Here is a 25,529-nt window from a genome sequence, read left to right on the forward strand (position 1 = left end):
CCAATTCATGATGAGGGGCTGTATGGTCCCTATGTTCCGGCATGGTCGGAAGCAAAGATAGGCCTGTGCTGCCGTCATCAGGGCTTCCCGGCCGCATGCTCCTGCATTCCCCGCGGGCGGACCAAAGGGAGACCTGTTGGCTGGCTACTTCAGGCTGAGATTCCCGTAGACGGTGAAGTACGGGGTGGTCTGCATCCGGGGGCCCGCTCCCAGCCGCATGGTTCGGGTCATCGACCCGATGCCCAGGACGAGGTTCAGGTCCAAGGCCTCACCATCGGGCTGTTGCGCCCGGAGGTCGGCAGGCAAAAGGAAATGGAAGGACCGCTCACACTGGCGGTGGTGTTCGATTTTCCGTCCGTCGGAGTCCGGGACGCCGCGTTGCCGGCTTTCGAGCCAGACGCTGTCCAATTTCTCCGCGCCGGTCTCCACGTCAACCTGAAGGTCCATGGCGCCGTCCGGGCGGAACATGATCCCCGCGATCCGTACGCTGGCCGCGGCGAGGGCGTCACGGGTGGCCTTGTGGGTTCGTGCCATGTCCAACGCTTCCATCCATTGCTCGAAGATCAGGTCACTGCGGTACCGTTGCGAGTCGTGGAATGCCTGGCTCGACAACGCCTCGCACAGGCAGTCGTCCGCCAAGAGCCTGGACACGGCCCGGGCGGCGACATCGTGCTCGCCAAAGGGAACCAGGAATCCGTTGCGCGGGTTCTCGATCATGTCCCTGGGGCCGAAATCAACGTCGTAGGCCACCGGCACGCAACCGTGCGCCTGGGCCTCGAGGACGGCCAGCGACTGGCCCTCGAACTTGCTGCACAGCAACAGGACGCGGGCCCGGTCGAGCCGTTCGGCCACGTCATTGACGTGGCCATGGAACGTCACGAGGTCTTCGGCCCCGAGCTCGCGCACCCGGTCCTCGAGCACCCGGCGTTGCTCGCCGTCGCCCACCAGGTCGAGATGGACCGGGGTCCCGTCCAAGGCGACCTTTTTGATGATTTCCAGCACGTCGCCGATGTTCTTGCCCATGGTGAATCGGCCGACGTGCAGGACGGAGCGTGGTTCGCGGGCCCCGAACGCCGGCAGCGTCCGAGGGCCATCGACAGGGTTGCTGATCACCACGGTGTTGGAGGACTCCCCGAAGCGCTTCACGAAGGCCGTGCGCTGCGATTCGGTCAGGAAGGTGATCCCGTCCCAGGCATCGCGGTTTTGGATGATCTTCTGGTGCGCGGTGGAAAGTTTCCCCGTCAGCGGATCCTGCCCGGCGGCCACGTGGGTGCTGTGGAAGTTCACGAACTTCACCGCTTGGGGGTGCTTCCACGCCCAGAGGAATCCTGCGGAGTACTTGCTGTCAACGACGACGTCGGCGTGTGAGAGGTCCACCAGGTCGGTGAGGAAGCGGCGGTAGAGCTTGGCGGGGCTTGCGAGGGTGGCCGCGACGTTTCCGTCCGGGTCCACCAGTTCCAGGGTGCGCGTGGGTTTCTGGTTATCGCCGTCGGCGGGAAGCGCCGAATCGATGAGATACACCGTTCCGTCGCGGCGGTGGTATTCGCGCCGGGCGGCGGAGTCTTGGCCAGGCATCCGGTAGTCGATGTGGAAGAGCGAACCGTCGCCCGAGCGGTGGGTCCTGCCGCTTTCCACCCATTCGGGGGAGCGCACCCGGTCCTGGGGCTTCTTGGCGGAAAGTGCCGGTGAATGTACCGCATAAAAATCATGCAGGTTCAGCAACGGGACCTCGGGATGGAGCCTTCCGGCATCGACCAGGTTCTTCCGAAGTTCTTCGATCGAGGGGTTTGCATCGAACGTGACCACGGCGCTGGGAACGCCGCGTTCGTGGAACAGTCCGGCACGCTTGAGGCACATGGCCGTCATTCCGCCGAAGCCCTCCCTGATTGACCACGTGACCATCAGGACCGGCCGGCCCGGTTCCCTGGGATGCGCTGGCCTGCTCGGTTGCCCGCTGGGGATACTCGACCCGGGGACGTGTTGCATCGAAAGGTTCTCCTCTGGCTGGTTGGATCGGTTTCGGAGTCTCGATGGGGCCCACCCTAGCCCGTGAGTCTTGGAGCTACCAGCTAATGCGCACAGTTGTTCGGTTTCAACCGTCGCCGTCGCTGACCGTCGTGCCGCCGGCGACCGGCCGGGTACGCGGGCCGAGGACCTTGGAGATGGCCATTCCTTCCGTCTCCGGAACAAAACCACGTGGTGGCATGGGCCGATAAGATCGCTGGGAAGACATCCGAGCAGTCCCCGAAAAGCCGAACGCAGCCACGCGCATGAAACTCCATTCAAGGAAGCTGCTGCTGCAATTGTCCTGGGGAACCGCCGCGGTCCTTGCGGCAGTTCACGTCTGAAGCCTGATGCTGTTGCGCGACAGGCTCCCGGAAGCCCTGGGCGACCACTGGGGGATGGGCGGGACCATCCATGGAACGGTAAGCCTGCCACAGAGCATGTGGGGCGGAGTCGTGGCGATCGTGGTGCTGTGCGGGATGGCCAGCCTCGGCCTGTTGCCACCCAGCCGCGGCAAGACGGAGGCAGGACCGCTGCTGCTCGGGATATGCACCGGCAGTGCGGTCGTTGTGGCAGGAATGATGCTGGCGGCAGGCCTGGCCTGGGGGATGGACAGCGCGCTGCTGCTGAATGCCTCCGCACCGGATGCGCCACTAGCCGCCCTCGGCAACGAAGCGACGGATTCCGGGCCCCACGACTGAGCTGCCCTGCCGTTGCCCGGGCCGCGGGTTACCGCCCTGGAGCGGTGCCGCCGTAGTGGGCGGCGAGGCGCCTCAGGCCCTCGTCGATGCCGACCTCCGGCGTCCAGTCCAGCACCTCGCGGGTCTCGCGCTGGTCGAACCAGTGCGCGGTGGACAGCTGCTCGGCCAGGAACCTGGTCATGGGCGGTTCGTCGTGCACCAGGTTCCGTGCCCCGGCGGCCAGCCACACTCGCTCGATGACCGAGCCGGCGCCGCGGGCCAGCCAGCCCGGGACGCTGATGCGTGGTGCCGGGGCGCCGCCGGCGCGGCAGATCCCGGCGATCAATTCGCCCACGGGGCGCGGTTCGCCGTTGGTGACCACCAGGGCGCGGCCGTGGGCGTGCTCCATGCGCTCGAGCCCGCGCACGATCGCGGATGCCGCGTTGTCGATGTAGGTGGTGTCGATCAGCGCGGCGCCGCCGTCGAGCAGCGGAAGCCGTCTTCCCTGGGCGCGCTCGATCACGCGTTCCACCAGCTGGGTGTCTCCGGGTCCCCAGACCACGTGCGGCCTGATGGCCGCGACGCGGAAATCGGGGGAGTTCTGGGCCAGGGCGTTGAGTTCGGCCGCGGCCTTGGAGCGGGCGTAGTTGCCGCGGGCGCGGTCCGGGTCGGCTACACCGGCACCGGCGCCGGCCAGCGGCTCGCCGAAGTGGGCGACCGAGGGGGAAGAGACGAACACGAAGTCGGCCACGCCAGCGGCGCGGGCTTCTTCCAGCAGGGTCTTGGTGCCGGTGATGTTGGTGGCCACGAAGTCGTGCCAGGAGCCAGTGAAGGAGACCTTCGCCGCGAGGTGGATGACCGCGTCCATGCCCTCAACGGCGCGGCGCACCGCGGCCGGGTCGGTCAGCGAACCGCAGACCTCGTCGACGGCCCCGGCGGTTGCCCTGCGCTGGAAGGTGCGCACCCGGTGCCCCTGGGCGCGCAGCAGTTCCGCCACGGCCCCGCCGAGCAGGCCGCTGGCACCGGTGACCAGCACGCGGCGCGGGGCCCGGGGCGTGGCTTCGTTGCTCATGGGTTGCGGATCCTGCCGCCGGCCAGGGCCTCGGTGGCCCAGGCGGCCAGGGCCGCCCGGTCGATCTTGGAATTGTGCCGGATGTCGGTGGGCAGCGCGGGCACCACCAGGACGGCGGAGACCTGCGTCCCCGTGCCGGCCACCGCGGCGCGCACCGCCCGGGCCAATGCCTGGGGTGCCGGGGCCGCGCGGCGGGCGGGCGGCACGGTTTCCATGACCACCACGGGCACCTGGGCGCCCGCGGGCCCCACGCCGACCAGGGCGGCGCGGGAGGCACCGTCCACGGATTCGGCGGCCTGCTCGCCGGCGACGGGCGTGGTGGGCCCGGCGGAGGTGTTCAGCACGTGGCCGAGCCTGCCTTCGACCCAGAGCCGTCCGGCTTCGTCCAGATGCCCCACGTCCCCGGTGCGGTGCCAGCCCGGGATCGAGGTGCTGAGCTGCTCGGTGATCCAGAGCCTGTCGTAGCGGTCCTTCACGTGCGGGGCGCGCACCAGGATTTCCCCGGTGGTGTCGGGGGTTTCCTGCGGCTGGTCCCCGGCGTTCCCGTCGGCGTCCAGCGGCGCGATGGCCACCTTCGCCCCGGCGACGGGGGTGCCCACGCAAACGCCGTTGCCGGCACCGGCCGCACGGATGCCGGCCAGGTCGATGTCGGTCACCGGAAGGGCCTCGGTCATCCCGTAGGGGGTGTGCACGCGGGCCGCGGGCACCAGCTCCTGGACCTTGGCCAGCAGCGGCTCGGGGATCGGCGCCCCGGCCGAGAGCAGCAGCGAGACGCCTGCCAGGGTTGTGCGCTGGGAATCATCCAGGGCTTCGCGGGTTTCCAGCACGTTGGCCAGGGCCGCGGGGGAGGCGAACACCGTGGTGGCATCCACCGCCGCGGCGGCATCTGCCAGTGCGGCGGCGGTGAGCGTGCGCGGCGCGGTGACGTCCATGTCCGGGGTCACCGAGGTGGCGCCCAGCGCGGGGCCGAGCAGTGCGAACGGGGCGAAGCCGGCCACCAGTGCCGAACCGGCCTTGAGGTCGTAGGTCTCGCGCAGGGTGTCGCGCATCGCCGCCAGCTGGCGGTGCGTGTAGACGACTCCCTTGGCCGGTCCCGTGGATCCGGAGGTGAAGAGCACCGCGGCGTCCGCGTCCGGGTCGGCCGGGGCGAATACCGTGTGCTGGGCAGCGGCGTCCGTGCCGGCGGCGAGCAGTTCGGGCACGGTGTGGGCCACGCCGAGCAGCTTGCGCTTGGCCGCGGGCATGTCTTCGGCGGCGATCCGGATGCCGGGCCAGCCCAGGAACCTGGCCCCGGTCAGCGCGCGGTCGATCCCGATGAGGTAGCCGGGGCCTGCCCCGCGGATGGCACGGCCCAGTCCCTGGGTGCCCAGTCCCGCGTCGGCCACGACGATCACGGCGCCCAGGCGCAGGCATGCATAGATCAGGGAGGTCAGTTCGATTCCCGGGGGGACCAGCAGGTTCACGCGGTCCCCGGGCTTCACGCCGATTCCGGCCAGGCCGTGTGCCAGGGCGTTGACCCGGGTGCCCAGCTGCGCCCAGGACAGGGAGCCGGCCGGGTTGATGTCCACCACGGCGGTGCCGGTGTCCTCGGTGCGCTCGTCGAGTTCGGCAAGCATCGGCCGGTACGCGGCCAGGGCCTCGCCGCGGTTCGCGGTGTGCGGGTTCTTCGCCTGGCCAAGCCAGTCAAAGACCGGGGTGGCGATGTCGCGGTCCTCGGGGAGCAGGTGCCCGGCTCCCTCGAAGCGGTGCACCGCCGCGTGCGGCAGCCGGGAAACCAGGTCGCGCAGGTAGCGGTCGGAGAAAACGGGGTCCTTGGGGCCCCAAAGCAGCAGGGCGGGAACCTTGAGCGTGCGGATGCCCTCGGCGATCGCGTTGAGCGCACCGCGGCTGGGATGGTCCTCGGTGAAGGGGATGTCGGCAACGAAGTTTGCCACGCCGGTTCGCCTGGAAGCATTGAGATAGGGAGCCATGAAGGCCTTGCGGACGTCCGGTTCCAGGGCCGGCTGTGCCAGCGAGTGGGTGGTGCGCAGGAAGGCGTCGGTGCTCTTGGTTCCCCAACCGTGGACCGCCGGGTGGGAGGCCAGGCGCAGCGCGGCGGGCAGCTCGTAGCCGGCCGGGTGCACCGCGGTGTTGGTGAGCACCACGTTGGCCAGCTGCTCCCGGTGCGCCAGAGCCCAGCCCAGGGAGATGATGCCTCCCCAGTCGTGGCCCACCGTGGTCACGTCCCCGGTGAGTTCCAGCGCGCCGGTCAGGTCGCCGAGGTCGTTGACCCGGTCCTCGAGCCGGCGGAACACGCCGGTGCGCGCGGAGAAGCCCATGTCCAGCTGGTCCACCGCGACCACGCGCCACGGCAAGTCGTGGGAGGACACGTGCTGCAGCAGGCTGCGCCACAGGTAGGACCAGGTGGGGTTGCCGTGCACGCACAGCAGCGTGCCGATCGGCGTGATGCCCTTTTGGGCGAGCTCGGACTCGTTGTCCAGCAGGTGCCATTGGTGGCTGGTGCCCGGTGCATCCACCGCCGAAGTGCAGGGCGCCATGACACGGCGGGAGTACCGGCGATCGACGCCGGGGAAGATCTCGGTCACCAGGCAAGCTCCATCATGGCGGTGTTCAGCCCGGAGCCGACACCCATGCACAGCACGCGGTCACCGGGCTTCAAGGTCTTGGCTTCCTGGGATAGCGTCATGGGCAGCGAGGCGGGACCAACATTGCCCCACTTGGGGAACGTGATGGGCACCCGTTCGCGGACCAGGCCCACGGCCTTGATGATGGCGTTGGTGTAGGAATTGGAGACCTGATGCGTCACGTAGCGGTCCATGGATTTCCAGTTCCACCCGGCCTGGTGGGCCTCGTCCCAGGCGTCGACCACCAGGTCCAGGCCGTTGTCCAAGAGGCCCTTGGTGTCCGTGTACATGCCGGAGGGCCCGCCCACGCAGAGCTTGTGGTGCTCGGTTCCGGCGCGCGACACCCCTCCCAGGATGCGGTGCGCGCCGGGGTGGGCGTCGGCCGGGCCGATCACCGCGGCGGCGGCACCCGAGCCCAGGGTCAGGGTGGCGAATTCCCGCAGGTAGTCGTCGCGGGTCGAGTGCTCGGCGTTGAGCCGGCGGAACGTGGTCTCCTGGGTGGGCTGGGCGTCCTCGCCGGCGACCACCAGGGCGTACTTGATCTGCCCGGAGTCGATCATGTTTGCGGCCAGGGTCATGCCGTTGACGAAGCCCAGGCAGGCGTTGGCCACGTCGAAGTTCATGGCCGAGGAAGGCAGTCCCAGGTCGTGGTGGATCTTGGAGGCGACCGAGGGCTCCAGGTTGCGGCGGGTCACCGAGGTGTTGATCAGCAGGCCGATCTGGCCCGCCTCAACGCCGGCCTCGGCCATGGCCTTGCCGCCGGCCTCGACGGCTGCATCGTCGAAGCTGGTCCCCTCGGACCACCAGCGGCGTTCCATCACGCCGGCAACGCGTTCCAGCAATTTCTTCGACAGGCGCAGTCGTTTCAGGCTGGGGGCCAGACGTTCGTCGAATTCCCTGGAGGTCATGACCACCGGGGCCTGCACGCTGGTGACGGCCAACAGGGCCGAATTGTGGTGCCGAAACGTTGCGTTGCCGTTCAAAATCTAGCCTTTGTGTCGGGGCTGTCGTGCCGGTGTCGGGCGCGAAGAATGCGGACGTCGGATCAATCGCATGATCCGTCGGTCAAAAATGTCCTTGTCCTACCGTATTCCCTTGGCGGCCCCGGGGCACACACGGGCGCGCCCTTTGCTTCTTGTGGCGGCCAAGGCCGGTGCATTCCGTGGAGCTGGAAACCATGCAGAATCAGGCCGAATTTCCGTGGCGAACATCGGGAGTTCGATCGAGAAAACCCCGTACCGGTTTCCCTAAGAGCCGAGCACCACCAGGGTGAACCGTCCGGGTAATGGGGCTCCCTAGGCTGCTGCCACCGTGCGCCGAACCACGTCCCCGGCCCCGAAGGGCATTGCCGCGGCCGCGGCGCCGGTTGACACCGCCATCACCGTCTCGGTCCACCGGGCGTCGTAGTAGCTGCCGGCCATGATGGGTGAGATCACGTAGGTGGCCGCGAGGTAGCCGACAAAGCTCGTTCCTGTAAGGAACACGCATGCGGCGCTGGCCGCCGGCAGCCTGACCCGCCAGAGACCGGCAAGCGCCAATGGTTTGACAAGCCCCGTCAGGAGCAGCGCCCAGAGCAGCACCGCTGCATCTTGGTACCCGGAAGCGTTTCCGGAGAGCCCCGAGGGGAAGGTATGCGACCCGATCACGGCGAAGGAGGCCGCGAGAATGGCGGCAAGCAGGGCCTCGAATGCTGCAATGGCGATCCCGACACTTCTGATGTGGTCCACCGTCGGATCCGGCAGGAACAGGACTCCGGCAGCCATGGCCAGGATTCCGAGCGCCTGGACCAACAGGGCCTCCTCGAGCAACACGGCGGTCGTCCCGAGCGGTTCCCACGTTGGCGCGGGGAAGTAGTAGTCGTAGCGGTGGTTCTCGACCGAGAGGCCGCTGGTTCCTCCGGCGCCGGCCAACACCACCCAGCGCTGCAGGGCCGCGACCAGTTGCAGGAGGCACGAGACCAGGAACAGGGCGGCGGCAATGAGCAGCCAGAGGATCTTGGTCCTGCGAAAGCGCAGGTTTTTCTTGCGCACACCAGCGTGGTTGCTGCCCGACATGTCCCAACCGTAACAACTTCCTCGGATGAGTCATGGGTTCTCGAGGTGGATATGCCAACCGACGATTTGTTCAGCTGGCACGCATGGTGCTCAACACCACCGTGCCGGCGGCACAGAGCATTGCGACACCCGCCGCCGCGGCGGATGCGGCGACGACCAACTTATTCCACTGGGCCGTGTCGTGAGAGATGTAACCAGCGAGCATGGGAGCGATCGTGAAGTTGGCGATGAAGTTCCCTGCCGTGGTGGAGCCGAGCAGGATCAGGCAACCGATCATCTCCGGGAGCGAGGTGCCCCGCCAGTAGGTGGCCATTGCAATCAGATCCACCAGATTGACCACGAACGGCACCCCGAGCACCACCGTCGAGTTTCCCATGGTGGTACGGGGATTCGGTAGTGCCGGAGACCACGAAGAATACGAATCCTGCCCGGGCCTGGCGCCCGCCCCGGCGGCTTGGCTCTTCGACATGTCCATACGCTAGCAACCCGCGTGGAGGAGTCAAAGGGGTTGCCGTGAGTACCGGCCCAAGACTGCGCCATGCTGCACGACCGGAGCCGGTGGCGAAACAGCCGGCTCCTCAGTCCGCGGCTGGCATACCGGCTCCGAGTGCCAAGGCAGCCCCGAAAGCTCCGGCGAAGGGGGAAGCACTTTCGGACCAGCGTCCGGCTGCGCCGAAGTCAGCACCTCCGGCTCCGAGGCCTCGGGCGGCACCGCAGGTCACGGCCCCGCTCAAGCCGAAGCTTCGCCCGAAGGTCGCATATGCCCCGAATCGCTGACCGCGCATTTGCGGAGCTGATGACAAAGGCCCCTGATTACGAGTCAACGACTTGTAATCAGGGGCCCTTGTTCTTTACAACGGCTCGAGACAACTATGGATCGGTGCCTATATTTTTAGTCAGGCAGCAAGAACAGAATCAGCCTGGCAGGAGAAACCTCGTCGGTTATTCAGCTCACACCATTTCTGTATTTCCTGGAACCAGTGGGTGCCGCTCAATGCCGCGCATGTAACAGCGAGAATAAACGCTTTGTGAAGAGAATCTCCACTGATAGATATATTTATTCGTTTTAAAATTCTGGCAAGTGCTGAAAATAGGTCATGGTCACCAATCGGTTCTATTTGTAGCTGTAAAACTTCGGCGTGAACGGAAATGGATTCACTGATCAACTCGTCTAGATCTTCTGGCCTGCACTCATTGCGTACAAAAATTGTGTTAGCTATAACCTCTACTTTAAATTCATGTTCTTTCAGGCCGCCGAACGAGAAGCGCGTGAAGTCCAGAGCTAGGCTGCGCCGGGCGTTAACGATACGAACGGCGGCTAGGGCCGTAGCCAACGAAATCGCGTCCGATTCAATCACGCTCGAATGCGGGATCGGTTTCACATTGTCCGGGCGCCTACGAGCCGAATCGGAAAATACGTCAATTACTCGTTGGAGTATTAGTGGTTCGCTTGCGGAGATGTCCAAAAAGATGTCGTGCCTCGTGCTGGCTAGAACGTTGTCCTGATGCGTGCCGACAGTGGTGCGAAAATCGTCATAGTCGCGGTCGACAAGGAACCGAACACCTTTGATATTTCGCTCACTCGCGAGGCGTGCCGCTCTAAGCACTTGTTCTCGCCCACCGGTACCTGAGAGTAGGTTGAGATCTGGTGAGCAGTGGTCCTTCAATGCAAGATGATCGTCGGGACCTTCCACGACGAGCAGTAGTGAACTGCTCTCCTGGATGTATAACGCTACAGTCGCAAATAAGGTGTTTTCATTCAAGAACTCCTTCACTAGAACGCTACCTCATGAGGTCCGAGGCGAATCGCACGATCCCAGTCACCGTTAATAATCTGCGGTGAGTGTGTAGCCACCACGAAACGGAACCCAGCCAGTTCAGCAATCCGTTTTACATCTGGAATAAACGCCATCTGCCACGCCACGTGGAGTGAAATCTCAGGCTCGTCGATGAGTACCACTGCTCCTCTCGGGACGTTGAACAGCAAATCAATCATCAGGATGATGACGTGTTGTTCGCCCGAAGAAAGGGAATCTAAGGTAATGGGCCTACCTGTGAGTGAATGTTCAACCGACAATCCTTCGCCGTCAGTTACCCGCAATTCCTTGTTGAGGAGACGATCATTAATTATGTGCTCAAGCAATTCTATTTTCTTTAGGAGAGCCTCGAAAGGTTCAAGTTTCTCGTCCGCGTCATCCAAGTAGAGATTCAGTAGCCTAAGTGCCCATCCTTCGATGTCACCGTCAGGAAGGGAAAGTTCGTCATCCAGAGAAACCGATGCCACCCGCCCAAGGCGGCTTCTGAAATCATTTTGTGCGTCGTATCGTTCGCGAATAAGATCCGGATCAATGTCGGCTTGCAACCTGTTGGAAGTGGCCCTAAGCATGCGGTTGGGGAATGTGCGGTCAAGACGCTGTGTAATTCGAGAATGCTCTGTCTGCGCTCCGTTCACGAGAGCGCGGATTTTCTCTGCCTGCTCAGTTATTCGAGATTGTGACCGCGTGGAAGTCCTGTTGGAGCCGAAACGAGTTGTCCCAGGTTTAGGGCGCATCTGCTCAATTCGGAGTCGCTGCGTTTCAATTAGGAAGCTCGGCACCAATTTCACGAAGTCCTGAATCGATTGCGGTGCGACCCCCCGCTTTTGCGTCCGCTTGGTGTTCCGGAGTTCATAGCGCGCCCGCAAATCGTCTACGTGGACAATCTCCCCATCGGACGGGTCCTGCCACATTAAGTCGGAAACTTGTTCGTAAGGAAGGTGTTTGCGGATTACTTCGGCGAAATCATCGTCAGTGTAGTTCCACGAAATGATCTTCTGTCTCGGTCGCTTGAGCGTGAAACGAACCGATGAAGCGGGGGCCGCAATCGCGTCAAGTCCTTCATCCTCGACTGAGTCTCGGACTACGGACAGCTCTGAAGCATCGGAGTACGTTAGTACTGCGGATGCAAACGGAAGGTTTGACAACGTGAATCCTTGCAAGCGCGATAAGGCGTCAACGATCTCAAGGAATTTGGTCTTGCCGACTCCATTTGGTCCGTAGATGATTGCGAACTCATCGGATGACCTGATGGAAAAAGAATGATCGTATTCGCCTAGCACGCGAGATGCTGATGCGCTCACTAGCATCAATGTAGATTGGTCCATTTGGCTCATTCTGCCAGAGGGCTGAGTAAGCGGGAGATTCGTAGCGGCAATTACGACTCCGGTGAGTCGTTATTTGTTTGTGGTGTCCCTATCAGCGTTCTTGAATGCACCGCGTTGCACACGCTCCTGAGCCATAATGGCTGTGGACCCGCCAGTGGTTCAGTGACCTCCATAGTCGAGCACATGGTATGCAATCCAGGTATCCAGGACTTGTTTCTTGGCGCGGCGAATTATCTATCAACGGTGAGCACGCTCGAGATGAATGCTGCCGCTGAGCACGTGATGCAATTAGCGTGCCGGGAAGTCTGTCCAGTTGAGAATGTTCCGGCTCCGCCCTACCAGCCTGCTGTAGCGGTAATGAAAGATACGCACTGACTCCGACTCGTGGTGCAATGTGGCCGGAGATTGACGTTTATGAAGGTCCACACACTCAACATTCGAACGGGGAGCTGAACTTTTCCACATTCCGAAGGCATGACGCTCCTCCGAGCGGATAGGACCCGAGCAGTGACTATCGAGTTTAGTGAATTTGGTGAAGCAGACATCGCAGAGATCAGCGGGCAACGAACCAAGTCCGAATTCATACGCGCCGGGTCGGGGTCATGGGCGGTGATTTACGAATACGAAGGTATCGAAGAAAGACATTTCTCGGCCAGAACATTCCCTGTGTAGGCACCTCCTGCATTGAGGCCGAATTTCCTGAACGCAGGTGGGTGGGATGCTACTACCGGTCTGGCCAGCCCGGCACCATCACTACCTATGGCGAGACAAAGTCGAGTTCTTACCTGCCCTTTGGCAACGACCAAGGTGTGGAACCTCTCGTGATTGTGACTGACTCTGCGAGAACGCGAAAATCTGAGATGTTGATCAATGAACTTAATTCAAAACTAGCTGATAAACACGCCCCATGCTGGATCGAGGCCTGCTGTTTGATGAGCACCGACGCGAGGAACAGCACGGCGGCTGCGAGCAGGAACTTGAATGAAGCCGTGCGGAAGCGAACGCTGAGCTTGCCCCGGATCGAATCGTTGAAGGGCGACTTTGCCTCACCCAAGCGAGGCGACGGCTGAAGTCAATGGATGCGCACCCCGCCGGCGCCGGGGCCCGCCCTCACGCCCTTGCACGGCGGTGGCGACGCACGCCGCTCCAAGCGGCGAAGGCCATGGCCAGGGCTGCCGCGGCGCTGGAGGACGCGACGACGCTTTCCAACCACGGGGTCGTGTCGTGTGAGACGAAGCCGGCGATCATGGGCGCGATGGTGAAATTGGAGATGGCGGAGCCCGGAAGGGTGGTTCCCAACAGGAACAGGCACGCGGCCACGGCACCGCGTGACATCCCCATCCATAGCCACGCCAGGGCCGCCAGGGATTCGAAACCGCCCCAGACCATGAACGCCACCAATCCCTGCGAATCTTGCATTGTGGAGGGAACACCGCTGATCCTCGAGACCAGGGCATGGGTCCCCACGGTAAAAAACGACGCGGCAACCAGGATGGCGAACACTGTCTCGGAGATGACGCCGATCCTGTTCGGTGCCACGCGCGGCACGGCCAACACGCCCAGCGCCATGGCCAGGATTCCAACGGCCTGGACCATGGTGCCCGCCCCGAAGAGCTGGGCCGCGGTCCCGATGGGTTCCCAGGGGTCGGAAGGGAAGATGTAGTCCAAGAGGTGGTCTTCGACCGAGGGTTCGTGGCCCGGGCGCTGGCCCCTGAGCACGACCCAGCGCTGGATGGAGGCCAGGTGCTGCAGGAGAGCCGAGGCCAGAAAGAGCACAGCGGCTGCGAGGAACCAAGCGACCGCGGCCTTGGGGAGGCGGGCAGCCAGCTGGTGCTGACCGGTTTCGTTGATGGCCGACATGGCCTCACAGTAGCCTCGGTACGCGGTAAGTCAATGGCGGCTCGTCCGGCCGCAGGATATCCTTCCGGGCCGGCGCATCGAGGCGTCACACACTCGGCGCTGCTGCCGCTGCCTCGGCCCTACAGCGTGCAATTGGTGTCCCAGCCGGCCGGGCCGTTTCCGCCCGCAGGGTACTCGTCCAGCGGCACCGCGTCGTCGGCCCAGGCCGTGAGGATCGGGTCCACGATCCGCCAGCATTCCTCCGCGGTGTCCCCGCGCACCGACAGCGTCGGGTCACCGGAGAGCACGCCCAGGAGCACTTCGCCGTATGGGAGCAGGTCCGGGGAGTTCAGTTCCGCGGCCAGCGTGACGCGGTCCAGGGTGTAGAGGTCGCCCGGGCCGTTGACGTCCAGGTCAAGGGAGAGGGTGTCGGGGCCGAAGCCGATCCGCAGCTTCGTGGGCTTGTCGGTGCCCTTGAATCCGGTGGGCAGGTGGGAGACCGGGCGGAAGGTGATGATCGCTTCCTTGCGCGCGGTGCCCAGCGCCTTGCCGGCGCGCAGGATGAACGGGACTCCGGCCCAGCGAGAGTTGTTGATGTGCAGCGTGACCTCGGCCAGCGTCTCGGTCTGCAGCGCCGGTTCCACGCCCTTCTCGGACGCGTAGTCCGGTACCGGTCTTCCCTTGGAGGTGCCGGCGGTGTAGCGGGCCCGGCGCGTGGACTCGGCCGCGGTCCCGGCCAGGGCGGTGGCGCGGATCACGGAGCCCAGGTGGTCGCGCACGTCGCGTTCCTTCAGCGTCGCCGGCGCGTTCATGGTCAGCAGTCCCAGGATCTGGAGCAGGTGCGACTGGATCATGTCGCGCAGGGCGCCGGCGCCGTCGTAGTACCCGGCCCGGTCCTCCAGGGCCAGTTCCTCGTCGTAGAAGATCTCCATCTTCTCCACGTGCTCCGCCGTGAACAGGGGCTCGAGCAGGTGGTTGGCGAAGCGCAGGCCCAGGATGTTGAACACCGTGCCCTTGCCCAGGAAGTGGTCGACCCGGTGGATGTTTTCCTCCGGGACCAGGCGGATCAGCGTGCGGTTCAGTTCCTGCGCGGACTGCTGGTTGGAGCCGAAGGGCTTTTCCATGACCAGCAGCGTGGTTTCGGGCAGCTCGCCGGGTTCCAGGACCTCGCAGGCCTTCTGGCTCACGGCGGGGGGAAGCGCGAAGTAAAGCGCCACCGGGCCCTGAAGGGATTCCACCAGCGAGGCCAGTTCGCCGGGCTTTGTGACGTCGAGTTCGGCAAAGCGGGTGTCGGCGGCGATCTTGTCCAGCTCCAGGCTGCCGGCCTCGGTGGCATGCTGCTTTGCGGTTTCGCAGACTTCGTTGACGCGCTGCTGCCATTGCTCCTGCGAATAGCCCGGGCCCCCGGCCCCGGCCAGCTTGAGCCCGGAGGCGCGGCCCGAGCCGATAAGCCTGGCCAGGCCCGGAAGCAACAGCCTTCCGGTCAGGTCCCCGGAGGCTCCAAGGATCAATAATGTGGTTACGTGGGTGCCGGTCTGTCCGCTTGAATCTTGGTTCACATACCCAAGCCTGCCACGTGTTGAGAAATAGGGGGCGTGTTGTTGGTAATCTTGGATGTTGAGTCCAGCGGGTTAGACCGCGCCTGAATCCCACAACGAAAGAAGTGCACGGCACGTGTTCAATTCACTCTCCGACCGCCTGACATCCACCTTCAAGAACCTCCGCGGCAAGGGACGGCTTACCGAGGCCGATATCGACGGCACCGTACGTGAGATCCGCCGTGCCCTGCTCGACGCCGACGTCGCCGTCACCGTGGTCCGCGCCTTCGTGGCGCACGTCAAGGAACGCGCCCTGGGCGAAGAGGTCTCGGCCTCGCTGAACCCGGGCCAGCAGATCGTCAAGATCGTCAACGAGGAACTCGTGGGCATCCTGGGCGGGGAGACCCGCCGGCTGAACCTGGCCAAGGTCGCCCCGACCGTCATCATGCTCGCGGGCCTGCAGGGTGCGGGCAAGACCACCCTGGCCGGCAAGCTAGCCAAGCACCTCAAGGCCCAGGGCCACACCCCGCTGCTGGTCGCGTGCGACCTCCAGCGCCCCAACGCCGTCAAGCAGCTCCAGGTCAACGGCGAACGCGCCGGCGTGCCGGTGTACGCGCCGCACCCGGGCGTCTCCTCCGAGTTCGAGTCCGCCACCGGCGATCCGGTCGCGGTCGCCCGCGACGGCGTCGCCGAGGCGAAGACCAAGCTCCACGACGTGGTCATCGTCGACACCGCCGGACGCCTGGGCATCGACGCCGAAATGATGCAGCAGGCCGCGGACATCCGCGCCGCCATCAACCCGGACGAGGTCCTCTTCGTCATCGACGCCATGATCGGCCAGGACGCGGTCAACACCGCCCAGGCGTTCAACGACGGCGTCGGCGTCACCGGCGTGGTGCTCACCAAGCTCGACGGCGATGCCCGCGGCGGCGCCGCCCTGTCGGTGGCCTCGGTGACCGGCAAGCCGGTCATGTACGCCTCCACCGGCGAGAACCTCGATGACTTCGAGATCTTCCACCCGGACCGCATGGCCTCCCGGATCCTGGACATGGGCGACATCCTCACCCTGATCGAGCAGGCCGAGCAGAACTGGGACAAGGGCGAAGCCGAGCGCATGGCGAAGAAGTTCGCCGACCGCGAGGACTTCACGCTCGATGACTTCCTGGCCCAGATGGCCCAGATCCGCAAGATGGGATCGATGAAGAAGATCCTGGGCATGATGCCCGGGTCGCAGATCTCCCGCCAGCAGCTCGAGCAGTTCGACGAGTCGCAGATGGACCGCATCGAGGCCATCGTCCGCTCGATGACCCCGCACGAGCGCGTGGCCCCGAAGATCATCAACGGCTCGCGCCGCGCCCGCATCGCCAAGGGCTCGGGCGTGCACGTCTCCGAGGTCAACTCGATGCTCGAGCGCTTCGGCGAGGCGCAGAAGATGATGAAGAAGCTGGCCTCCGGCGGTGCCATCCCGGGCATGCCGGGCGGCCGCGGCGGCGCCAAGAAGGGTGCCAAGGGCGGGAAAAAGAAGCCGGCGAAGTTCGGCAACCCGGCCAAGGCCGCGCAGCTTGCCGCCGCCGAGGCCAACAAGGTCAAGACCCCGTCCGGTGCCGCCTTCGGCGCCGGGAACAAGGACTTCGACCCCTCGGAACTGAACCTGCCGAAGGGGTTTGAGAAGTTCCTTGGCAAGTAGCCCCCAGGTGCCGGAAGGAGGCGTGACGCCCGAGTGGCTGATCGCCTCCATGGCACTGATCTTCGATGAGCCCTCCGGCATCCAGGCCCACCGGCGCATCAAGGACACCCTGCGTGCCCGCCAGAGCATCTCCCTGCTGGCCGAACCCGTCTCCTGGGGCGAGCTCTCGGTCATCGAGATGGTGGTGGCGGTCAACCCCGAAGGATTCATCGTCATGGCCGACGAATCCGGGGAGATCGCGTTCGGGCAGCAGATCGAGGGATTTGCCATTGCGCTGAAGCGGGGGACCGGCGCCCGCTGGGCCGACTTCGACGGGGTGGATGCCGAGAGCGGGGAACCGGTCGGCGACGAGGCGCTCGAGCACCCCACCGGCGGGCGCTCGGTGCTGCTGGGTTCCTTCAAGGAATCGGAGGTGGCGCTCTTCGCCGGGGCCACCAAGACCGCCTGGCACCACTTCTCCACCGAACACGGGGACGTGGCGGTGCACGAGGGCTACATGCCCGAGATCATGCTCTCGAAGTCCAGCTTCCCTGCGATCATGCTCTCCCGGCTCGGCCCGCGCTTTTCCATGGTCTTCTGGTTCGAGGGCCAAAGCCGCAAGCTCCACGGCTACCCGGGCTTCGGGCACGGCTGGTCGGTGGCCGCCCAGCCCGTGCTGGACACCGTGCCCGGCACCAGGGCGGACGAGGTCGCCGCATTCCTCACCCGCGAATGGCTGGCACCGGACCTGGAATCCATCGCCGAGCTGTCCACCTACGGCATCGGCCAGGACGTGATCACCCAGCTCAACGAGGCGCTTGCCGGCAGCGGATCGGTCGACAAGCTGCGCACGGTGCTGGAAATCTTTGGCCGCTCCTCCTCCCTGGCCGACTACGTCGAGGAAGGACCGCTGCCTCAGACGGCAAGGTTGGTCGAGCCCCGGGGAATCGGCGGCACGATCGTCAGCGGCATGCGCGCCGACGCCCGCGCGGCCAAGGGCATCCGCAAGTTCTTCAACGTCCTTTCCTGGCGACCGCGCACTCAAGTGATCTGGGGCGTGGCCGAGGCCCTGGTCGCCGTTGCATTGGTGGTGCTGACCGATTGGCGCCAGCCGTGGTGGCCCTTCTGGGCCGTGGCGGTCATCGCGGCGTTCTGGGGCATCGACGCGTTGACGAACATCGGCGTCGGCGCCTGGCGGATGGCCAGGGCGCGCCGTTCGGGTCGATAGCCCGGTACGTGTCGCCGGAGTTCCTCCACGGCCATTGCGGTTGTGGGCCGGGTAGGCGCATCCCTTAGCCTCGTTTCGCCGCGGGCCTCCCGGAACCCGGGCCGCGAAGTGCGGCAGGTGTCGGGTGCTCGGCCGCGGCGATTTGATTCGCGGGAATTCCGTGCTCCACCGCGGTGCGCGTGATGGCGTCCAAGGTCTCCAGGCGCTGTTTGAGCAGCAGCCGGGCGGCTTCCACGTCCTCGGTCGCTGCGCGAATCAAGTCCAGCTGATGTTCGTCATGTCCGATGCTGTGCCGTGCCATTTTGGTCCTGGACTCCTGTCGATTCGATTACTCCGGGTGGGCATGCTCGTGCGTGGCCCATGGTTCCGGTACGCTGCCTGCTGCGGCCGGCGGGTGTTCATCGCCGGTTGACCGTGCCCGGCCCCCTGGTTCACCGGCGGGTACCTCTTGTGCCGGAAGCCGCTTCGATGGGACATGCTGCCCCTCGGCAATCGATGTTGTGCGGGGATGTCTTCGCGCTTACCCAAAGTCAAGCATCACCAGGCGGGCGTATCAAGGACTTGCGCGCCGTTTGCCGCGAGGGTTCCGCCAGGTTCAGGGGGCCGAGTCCCTTCCGCCCGCCGGGTCCGTCGTTCAGCTAGGCGCCCTTGGCGGATTTGGCCTTCGTTGCCGTGGGTGTTGCCGCGGCCTTGGCGGTGGCCTTCTTCTTCGGGGCGGCCTTCTTTTTGGCCGGCGGCTTCGGAGCGGGGGAGCCCGCGGTCTTGGAACCCGCAGCCGTGCCGCCGGTTTCCTTGGGCTTGGCCTTGCGGGCAATGCTGCGCTTGAGCGCCTCCATCAGGTCGATCACGTCCCCGGTGTCGGCCGCCTCGGCCACCGTGTCAGTCGCCCCGAAGGTCGCCTCGGTGTCCAGCGAGTCGCCCTTCTCGAGCTTCGCGTCGATCAGCGTGCGCAGCTGGACCTGGTAGTCGTCCTCGAATTCGGCCGGGGTGAAATCGGTGCTGAATTGCTGGACGAGGGCCGCGGACATCTTCATTTCCTGCGCAGAGATCTTGCTGGTGGCCGCGGCCTCGGGGAATTCCGCCTCGCGGACTTCGTCGGCCCACAGCAGCCCCTGCAGCACCAGCACGTCCCCGCGGACCCGCATGGCGCCCAGCCGGGTCTTCTGCCGCAGCGCGAACTTCACCACGGCGGTCAACTCCGTCTCCTGAAGGGTGCGGCGCAGCAGCGTGTAGGCCTTGGGGGACTTTGAATCGGGGACCAGGTAGTAGCTGCGCTCCAGCATGATGGGATCGATCTGGTCGCTCGGGACAAATTGCACCACCTCGATCTCCCGGCTCTGTTCGGCCGGAAGCGACCCCATGTCCGCGTCGGTGAGCACCACGGTACGCTCGCCGTCGTCAAAGGCCTTGTCGATGTGCTCGTAGGCGATTTTCTTCCCGCAGACCTCGCAGTGGCGCTGGTAGCGGATCCGGCCGCCGTCGGCGTCGTGCACCTGGTGCAGCCCGACGTCGTGGTCCTGGGTGGCGCCGTAGACCTTGACCGGAACATTGACCAGTCCGAACGCGATGGACCCGGTCCAGATAGCTCTCATGGTTCCAGTGAAGCACCGCGAGCGGCCGCTGGCCAGAGGATGCGCAGGGCCCCGGGATCACGCCTCGTGGTGGTCAGCCGGCTTCAGGTCGCTGGTCGCCGGGCCCTCGATCACGGTGCCGGCGGGCGTGAAGCGCGAGCCGTGCAGCGGGCAGTCCCAGGATCGTTCCTCGTCGTTCCAGGTGAGGATGCCGCCCAGGTGGGTGCACACCGCCGATACGCGGCAGGTGCGCCCGTTCACGGTTGAGACGGCCACGGGGTGCATGCCCTCGTGGACCACCCTGCCCTCGGGTTCGCCTGCGGCCGGGCCCGGGTGCCCGGTGTCCTCGGGTTCCGTCGCCGGCTCGGTGTCCCGCAGGGCGTGTGCCCAGCCGGTCACCAGGTCCTTGGCCACGTGGACGTTGAACTTCCCGGTCTCGGCCAGTGCCGCGGCGCCGGAGGTCCGGTGGCCAAGCACCGCGCCCCACGGAGTCTCGCCGCCCAGGATCGAGGCGGACAGGCGCAGGGCGGCGGCCACCGCGTTGGCCATTCCCCATTTGTTGTAGCCGGTGGCGACATGGATCCGGCCCCCGCCGCGGGGCATCCGACCCACGAACGGCACCGCATTGACCGAACGGTAGTCCTGGGCCGACCAGGCATGCGTGCGCTCGGCCAGGCCAAAGTGCTCCCTGGCCCAACGGTCCAGTTCCCGGGCGGCTTCGCGCGGGTGCCCCGCTCCGACCCGGTGGCCGTTGCCGCCGACCAGCAGGACCGGGTTTCCCCGGTGGGTTGCCGTGCGCAGGGAACGGGCGGGAGCGTCGATCGAAAGGTACATTCCCTGCGGCAGGGGCGCGGCATCCGGGGCCAGCGTGTAGGCCGCCAGGTAGGACCGCGAGGGCTCCAGCTTGGCAAAGTACCCGCCGCGGTCCAGCACCGGGGTCCCGGTGGCCAGGACCAGCTGGTCGGCGCCCAGCGTTCCCCGGGTCGTGGTGATCTCCAGCGGCGCCGAATGGGTCGACCCCGTCAGGCGTGAATCCTCGTACACCTTGACGCCGCGGTTGCGCAGGTCGGTGCAGAGCGCTGCCAACACGTGAACGGGATCGAACTGGCTCTGGTCGGCAAGGCTGAGCGCGCCGGCGATGGGGTACGGCAGTCCGATGTCCGGATCCTCGAGCATGCGCACGTCAAGGCCCGTCTCGCGGCTTGCCTCCGCCTCCGCTTCGAGCGCCTTGAGGCCTGCGGCGCCCAGGGAATAGGTGAAGGCGTCCTTGGTTTCGTGATGGACCTTGTTTTCGTCCATGTAGTCCCGCAGCCATGACTGGCCTTCCAGGTTCCCCTGCACGTAGGCGTGGGCGACCTCGGCTGGAAAGTTCTTGCGGATCTCCTGCAGGGTGGTGCCCTGCAGGAGGCTGAGCTTTGCGGTGGTGTGCCCGGTGGTCCCGGCACCGATGAACCGCGATTCGAGCACCGCGACGCGCAGGCCGGCACGACTCAGCAGCAGGGCGCTGACCAATCCCGTCAGGCCGGCACCCGCCACCACGACGTCGAAGTGACCGCCCGCGACAAATGGATCGGTTTCGATCGCTGGCCGGGGGTCCAACCACATCGAATCCATGACTTGCTCCTTGGAGTTTGCTGGTCGGCCCTTTGGTTGGCCGCTTCATGGGGGCGCCGTTCGCCGCCGAGTCTACGGGACCCTTGCCGGCATGGAAACGGTCGCGATACCGTCATTGGGCCGCTGCAAGCAGCACAACGTGCACCGATGCCGCTACCGATCGGATCTTCCGCGGACCTGCGGATCGTTCGACCGGAGGCAGGACTACCGAAACCGGAGGCCTGATAGACCCAATTGTCCAGGAATACGGCCCAGGAAGAGGCGAAGCATAGGCGCCAGTCCCTCCCGAAGTGACGACCTTTATGGGGGTGACCCAACGGATCAAGTGGTGTATGCCTAGCAGCACAACAGTGATGATGGCCAAGAGCGAATACTCGATGCCGCACCGGCCATTAGAGAGGATCGAGCCGTGTGCCGCCATGGCTCAATCCCCGCCAATAGGTAGAGAAAATCTTGTCAAAAAATGGCACGAGTAGCGTCCTCTGCGGGATGCGCTGGATTCATGTGAACCATGGGTAAATAGGTCGGCGTTCATGGAACCTCGGGCGTCTGCCGGCAGCCTCCGTAAAATCAGGTCACAATCTCCACGAACCATCCTGCGACAGTTGCCCGACTGGGCCTTGTCGATCGACCTTAGTGGCCTCCTTCCATGGCTGGAAGGATATTGCATCGAGTGCCGGTCGTCTCTCGCATTCGGCGCGAAAGAGAGCCAAGAGACCCTAAGTGGACGCCTGCGTTTCTCATGACACGGTTCGGAATACCATTGGATTCCGCCCCTCATCACACACGATGCGCGGTATTACATAAATCGAGGAACTTACGGCGTGGCGTTAGAAAAGGCTTGCGGCGGCGTTACTGGGTCGTTACATTGGGTCTTGTCATCCCGCTAGAACAGGGGTCGAAGATCCAAAGGAGAAGAATCATGTCAGATGAATACAACTCCGAACAGTTCGGAAACCAAAACGAAAACGAGGAGCAGAACCTGACGGGCGGGGAAGCCAATTCAGGCAACTTCGGCAACGACCAGAGCTCCGGTGATTCTTCGGAAGGCCAGTACGGCAACTCCGGTGGCAGCGATGAGCAGTCCGGTGGCTTTGGCAGTGACCAGGGCTCGAGCGGTTCTTCCGAGGGCCAGTACGGCAGTGACCAGGGTTCGAGCGGTTCTTCCGAGGGCCAGTACGGCAGTGACCAGGGTTCGAGCGGTTCTTCCGAGGGCCAGTACGGCAGTGACCAGGGTTCGAGCGGTTCTTCCGAGGGCCAGTACGGCAGCTCCAGTGGCAGCGACGAGCAGTCGGGCGGCTTCGGCAGCGACCAGGGCTCGAGCGATTCCTCGGAGGGTCAGTACGGCAACTCCGGTGGCAGCGACGAGCAGTCGGGCGGCTTTGGCAGCGACCAGAACTCCGATGAGACCGAGTCGGGCCAGTACGGCAACTCCGGTGGCAGCGACGAGCAGTCAGAGTTTGGCGGAGAATCCCAGCAGGGTGGCTTCGGTAGCGACGATCGCTAGAAACCATGCCAAGCGGCGGCTTCTACCAAGTGGTTGAAGCGCGGTCCGTTTGAGCGAGCGGTGACAGTCGTAGCAAATGAAAGCAAATGGGTGCGGATTCCATATCGGGATCCGCGCCCATTTTCGTCTCCGGGTACTCGCATCATTCGGTGTTGACCTTGGGTCGGGCCATCCGGAGAGCGGTGCCAGCGGCAGGGGTGCCGGAAACCGGGATGGCCTGCTTAATGGAGGTGGGAAGATTCTTCCGACCGATACTTGGAAGTCCCCGGCTAGGACTTGTAGACCTCATTGACCTCTTGGCTTCCGGTATTGCGTCGCTTTCGCCCGGGCTGCAATCGACGGACCATTCCAACGGCACCAAGCACCTTGCCGCCAGAGTGACTTTGCTTGAACCAGTGCCTTCATGACCCTCGTGGTCCCGCGATTGGAGGGCGTGCGCGGGCGGTGGCACTGCTCCCGAGCTTTGCCGGTGGTTGTTCCCTTGATCCGCTGTTCGGTATCGCGCAGAAAAGCGCATTGCCCGGGCAACGAAGGAATCGTTGCCCGGGCAATGCGCGGCGGTGGTGTAACGCGTTCGCTGATCTAGACGGCCGCGCCCTCGAGGACGGGCCGACCCTCGGTGGAGCGCAGGTTTCCCGAGTTGACCATCAGTCCCATCATGTCGAAGACCACGGTGGCCGCGGCCAGGGAAGTGATGTCGGCGTGGTCGTAGGCCGGGGCCACCTCCACCACGTCGGCTCCGACGATGTTGATGCCGTTGAGCCCGCGTAGGAGGCGCAGCAGTTCGCGGGAATGCAGGCCACCCATTTCAGGGGTGCCGGTGCCCGGTGCGAAGGCCGGATCCAGCACATCGATGTCCACCGACAGGTAGACCGGGGTGTCGCCCAGGCGTTCGCGCACCTTCGCGATCGCCGCCTGGACGCCGATCTCGTCGATGTCCGTGGAGCGGATGATCTGGAAGCCGAACTCGTGGTCGCGCAGGAAGTCGTCCTGGTCGTACACCGGGCCGCGGATGCCCACGTGCATGGACTTGTCCTCGATCAGCAGGCCCTCCTCGAAGGCCCTGCGGAACATGGTCCCGTGGGTGATCGGCTCGTCGAAGTAGGTGTCCCAGGTGTCCAGGTGCGCGTCGAAGTGCAATAGCGCCACCGGCCCGTGGACCTTGTTGACCGCCCGCAGCATCGGCAGGGCAATGGTGTGGTCACCGCCGATGGCGATGACGCGCTTGTCCTTGGCCAGCAGCGGCAGCGCCTGCTCCTCGATCTGGTCCACGGCCTTGGTGATGTCGTACGGGGTGCAGGCCACGTCGCCGGCGTCGACCACCTGGACGGCCTCAACGGGAGTGACGTCGAGCTCGACGTGGTAGCCGGGGCGCAGCAGGCGGGAGGCCTCGCGGACCGCCGCCGGGCCGAAGCGGGCACCGGGGCGGAAGGACGTGCCGCCGTCGAAGGGGACGCCGAGCACCGCGATGTCGTAGTCGGGGACGGCATCGATCTGCGGGAGGCGGGCGAAAGTGCCGAGCCCGGCAAAGCGGGGGACCTTCGTGGCTTCAACGGGGCCAATGGGCTGGTGCTTGCTCATACGTGGGTTCCTTTGACGGTGATTTCTTCGGTAGTGCGGTTGGTCTTGGTGTGCTTCTTGTTGTCGTCCCCGGAGATCTCGGCCAGCGAACGGTTGGCGGTCTCGGGGGCCAGGATGAAGGTCGCAACCAGCCCGACCAGGGAGATCCCGGCACCGATCAGCAGGGCACCGGAAGCGCCGAAGCTGATGATGGCCACCGGCATGAGGTAGGTGCTGGCCGCCGAGCCGACCCGGCTGATCGCGGTGCCGAAGCCGACGGCGGTGGCGCGGATCTCGGTGGGGAACAGCTCGTTGGGGTAGACGACCTCCAGGAAGCTGGAGGCGCCGGAGGCCAGGGCGAAGATGGCCAGGGCCGTGAACAGGCTCTTGGGGCCGACGCCCGGGATGAAGGCGGGGGCGGCCAGGGCCACGACGATGATGCCGAAGGTCCACAGCAACAGCTTGCGCCGACCGATGCGCTCGACCAGCCACAGGCCCGGGATGCCGCCGACCACAAAGAGCAGCGAGATCAGCAGGGAGCCGCCGTAGAGGTTGGCGTCCCCGTCCATTCCGAAGGAGGAGAGAAGTTCGGGGGCGAAGGTGTAGACGGCGAAGAGCGGGATCACCTGGGCGGTCCAGAAGATGGAGACAAAGAGCGTGCGCCGCCAGAACTTCTTGTTGAAGATGTCGGTGAAGGTCGCTGCGCGCTTGCCGCTGTCCTCGTCCTCGCCCAGGGAATCAATGTCGTAGTCGTTGCCGTAGACCTTCTTGATCACGGTGCGTGCCTCGTCGACCCGGCCGCGGGAAAGCAGCCAGCGTGGGGACTCCGGGGTGCCCAGGCGGAAGAGCAGGGTGATGATGGCAAAGATGGCCGGGCTGGCGAGCATCCAGCGCCAGGCGTCCGGCCCCACGCCGCGCATGGCGAATCCGACGGCAAAGGCCGCCGCCGCACCCACGGCCCAGACCACGAAGGTGGCTCCGAGCAGGCGGCCGCGGTGCTTGCGGGGGAGGAACTCGGCCAGGAGCGAGGTTGCGATCGGGTAGTCGGCACCGATTGCAACGCCCAGCAGGAAGCGCCAGAGGACCAGCTGCCAGATGTCGGTGGAAAAGGCACTGAGGATGGAAAAGACCGCCAGGGCGATCAAGTCCAGGATGTACATGGTGTGGCGGCCGACCTTGTCGGTCACCCAGCCGAAGACACCGCCGCCAAAGAAGATGCCGACCAGGCTGGCTGCGCCAACCATGCCGATTTCCTTCGGTCCCAGGTCCAGGGCCGGCGTCATGGTGATCAGGGCGATGCCAATGATGGACAGCGCGTAGCCGTCAATGAAGGGGCCGCCTGAGGAAAAGATGGTCAGCTTTTTGTGGAACCGGGTTAATGGCGCATCGTCAATGAGGCGAACGGAGGTGCTCATTGCGGGCTCTTTTCT

The 25,529-nt window shown here is 65.0% G+C and carries 20 protein-coding genes; 5 read left to right on the top strand and 15 right to left on the bottom strand.

Going from position 1 to position 25,529, the window contains the following annotated elements; genetic code table 11:
* Positions 1 to 144: 144 nt before the first annotated feature.
* On the bottom strand, positions 145 to 1,866 hold the full coding sequence (locus tag ACIPVK_RS00075) for a glycosyltransferase (protein WP_407609949.1): 1,722 nt from the start codon (positions 1,864 to 1,866) through the stop codon (positions 145 to 147).
* Positions 1,867 to 2,354: 488 nt separating this feature from the next.
* Here ACIPVK_RS00075 and ACIPVK_RS00080 point away from each other — a divergent pair, with 488 nt between their 5' ends.
* On the top strand, positions 2,355 to 2,705 hold the full coding sequence (locus tag ACIPVK_RS00080) for a hypothetical protein (protein WP_407609950.1): 351 nt from the start codon (positions 2,355 to 2,357) through the stop codon (positions 2,703 to 2,705).
* A gap of 28 nt (positions 2,706 to 2,733) precedes the next feature.
* Here the strand turns inward: ACIPVK_RS00080 and ACIPVK_RS00085 are convergent, their stop codons facing one another.
* From ACIPVK_RS00085 to ACIPVK_RS00115, 7 genes are all read right to left on the bottom strand, one after another.
* Positions 2,734 to 3,756: an NAD-dependent epimerase/dehydratase family protein gene (locus ACIPVK_RS00085; RefSeq protein ID WP_407609951.1), complete on the bottom strand. Its 1,023-nt coding sequence runs from the start codon at positions 3,754 to 3,756 to the stop codon at positions 2,734 to 2,736.
* Positions 3,753 to 6,341 (bottom strand): alpha/beta fold hydrolase, encoded by a 2,589-nt coding sequence (locus ACIPVK_RS00090; RefSeq protein ID WP_407609952.1) that lies wholly within the window; start codon positions 6,339 to 6,341, stop codon positions 3,753 to 3,755. Before ACIPVK_RS00090 ends, ACIPVK_RS00085 begins: the two co-directional genes overlap by 4 nt.
* Entirely contained in the window at positions 6,338 to 7,363 is a 1,026-nt protein-coding gene (locus ACIPVK_RS00095) for a 3-oxoacyl-ACP synthase III (protein ID WP_407609953.1), read from the bottom strand. The genes ACIPVK_RS00090 and ACIPVK_RS00095 overlap by 4 nt, the downstream gene beginning before the upstream one ends.
* Positions 7,364 to 7,675: 312 nt before the next feature.
* On the bottom strand, positions 7,676 to 8,434 hold the full coding sequence (locus ACIPVK_RS00100) for a hypothetical protein (RefSeq protein ID WP_407609954.1): 759 nt from the start codon (positions 8,432 to 8,434) through the stop codon (positions 7,676 to 7,678).
* Between the two features lie 70 nt (positions 8,435 to 8,504).
* Complete coding sequence (locus ACIPVK_RS00105; protein WP_407609955.1) at positions 8,505 to 8,903, bottom strand: hypothetical protein; 399 nt, start codon at positions 8,901 to 8,903, stop codon at positions 8,505 to 8,507.
* A 427-nt stretch (positions 8,904 to 9,330) separates the two neighbouring features.
* A complete protein-coding gene (locus ACIPVK_RS00110; RefSeq protein WP_407609956.1) occupies positions 9,331 to 10,197 on the bottom strand; it encodes a hypothetical protein in 867 nt (288 codons plus the stop codon).
* Positions 10,198 to 10,208: 11 nt separating this feature from the next.
* Entirely contained in the window at positions 10,209 to 11,576 is a 1,368-nt protein-coding gene (locus ACIPVK_RS00115; protein ID WP_407609957.1) for an AAA family ATPase, read from the bottom strand.
* Positions 11,577 to 12,083: 507 nt separating this feature from the next.
* Here ACIPVK_RS00115 and ACIPVK_RS00120 point away from each other — a divergent pair.
* Positions 12,084 to 12,248 carry a hypothetical protein gene (locus ACIPVK_RS00120; protein WP_407609958.1) on the top strand — a complete coding sequence of 55 codons (165 nt, stop codon included), beginning with the start codon at positions 12,084 to 12,086 and terminating at the stop codon, positions 12,246 to 12,248.
* Between the two features lie 438 nt (positions 12,249 to 12,686).
* On the opposite strand, the gene ACIPVK_RS00125 is transcribed toward ACIPVK_RS00120, so the two are convergent.
* Positions 12,687 to 13,436 (bottom strand): hypothetical protein, encoded by a 750-nt coding sequence (locus ACIPVK_RS00125; RefSeq protein ID WP_407609959.1) that lies wholly within the window; start codon positions 13,434 to 13,436, stop codon positions 12,687 to 12,689.
* Between the two features lie 119 nt (positions 13,437 to 13,555).
* On the bottom strand, positions 13,556 to 14,974 hold the full coding sequence (locus tag ACIPVK_RS00130; RefSeq protein WP_407609960.1) for a glucose-6-phosphate dehydrogenase: 1,419 nt from the start codon (positions 14,972 to 14,974) through the stop codon (positions 13,556 to 13,558).
* 115 nt (positions 14,975 to 15,089) lie between these two features.
* Here ACIPVK_RS00130 and ffh point away from each other — a divergent pair, with 115 nt between their 5' ends.
* Together ffh and ACIPVK_RS00140 are read left to right on the top strand one after the other, a co-directional pair.
* Positions 15,090 to 16,640, top strand: coding sequence for a signal recognition particle protein (gene ffh / locus ACIPVK_RS00135; protein WP_407609961.1), 1,551 nt, complete (start codon positions 15,090 to 15,092; stop codon positions 16,638 to 16,640).
* Positions 16,641 to 16,662: 22 nt separating this feature from the next.
* Entirely contained in the window at positions 16,663 to 17,847 is a 1,185-nt protein-coding gene (locus tag ACIPVK_RS00140; protein ID WP_407609962.1) for a hypothetical protein, read from the top strand.
* 64 nt (positions 17,848 to 17,911) lie between these two features.
* Here the strand turns inward: ACIPVK_RS00140 and ACIPVK_RS00145 are convergent, their stop codons facing one another.
* The 3 genes from ACIPVK_RS00145 to ACIPVK_RS00155 all read right to left on the bottom strand — a co-directional run bounded on the left by ACIPVK_RS00145 (position 17,912) and on the right by ACIPVK_RS00155 (position 21,032).
* A complete protein-coding gene (locus tag ACIPVK_RS00145) occupies positions 17,912 to 18,148 on the bottom strand; it encodes a hypothetical protein (protein WP_407609963.1) in 237 nt (78 codons plus the stop codon).
* 337 nt (positions 18,149 to 18,485) lie between these two features.
* Entirely contained in the window at positions 18,486 to 19,439 is a 954-nt protein-coding gene (locus tag ACIPVK_RS00150; protein ID WP_407609964.1) for a Ku protein, read from the bottom strand.
* A gap of 57 nt (positions 19,440 to 19,496) precedes the next feature.
* A complete protein-coding gene (locus ACIPVK_RS00155; protein ID WP_407609965.1) occupies positions 19,497 to 21,032 on the bottom strand; it encodes an FAD-dependent oxidoreductase in 1,536 nt (511 codons plus the stop codon).
* Between the two features lie 922 nt (positions 21,033 to 21,954).
* Between ACIPVK_RS00155 and ACIPVK_RS00160 the strand changes: the two genes are divergently transcribed.
* Positions 21,955 to 22,539 (top strand): hypothetical protein, encoded by a 585-nt coding sequence (locus ACIPVK_RS00160; protein WP_407609966.1) that lies wholly within the window; start codon positions 21,955 to 21,957, stop codon positions 22,537 to 22,539.
* Between the two features lie 582 nt (positions 22,540 to 23,121).
* Here the strand turns inward: ACIPVK_RS00160 and speB are convergent.
* Together speB and ACIPVK_RS00170 are read right to left on the bottom strand one after the other, a co-directional pair.
* Positions 23,122 to 24,120 (bottom strand): agmatinase, encoded by a 999-nt coding sequence (gene speB / locus ACIPVK_RS00165; protein ID WP_407609967.1) that lies wholly within the window; start codon positions 24,118 to 24,120, stop codon positions 23,122 to 23,124.
* Positions 24,117 to 25,514: an MFS transporter gene (locus tag ACIPVK_RS00170; RefSeq protein WP_407609968.1), complete on the bottom strand. Its 1,398-nt coding sequence runs from the start codon at positions 25,512 to 25,514 to the stop codon at positions 24,117 to 24,119. The genes speB and ACIPVK_RS00170 overlap by 4 nt, the downstream gene beginning before the upstream one ends.
* Positions 25,515 to 25,529: the final 15 nt, after the last annotated feature.

Source organism: Paeniglutamicibacter sp. MACA_103 (assembly GCF_045798555.1).
Lineage (GTDB): Bacteria > Actinomycetota > Actinomycetes > Actinomycetales > Micrococcaceae > Paeniglutamicibacter.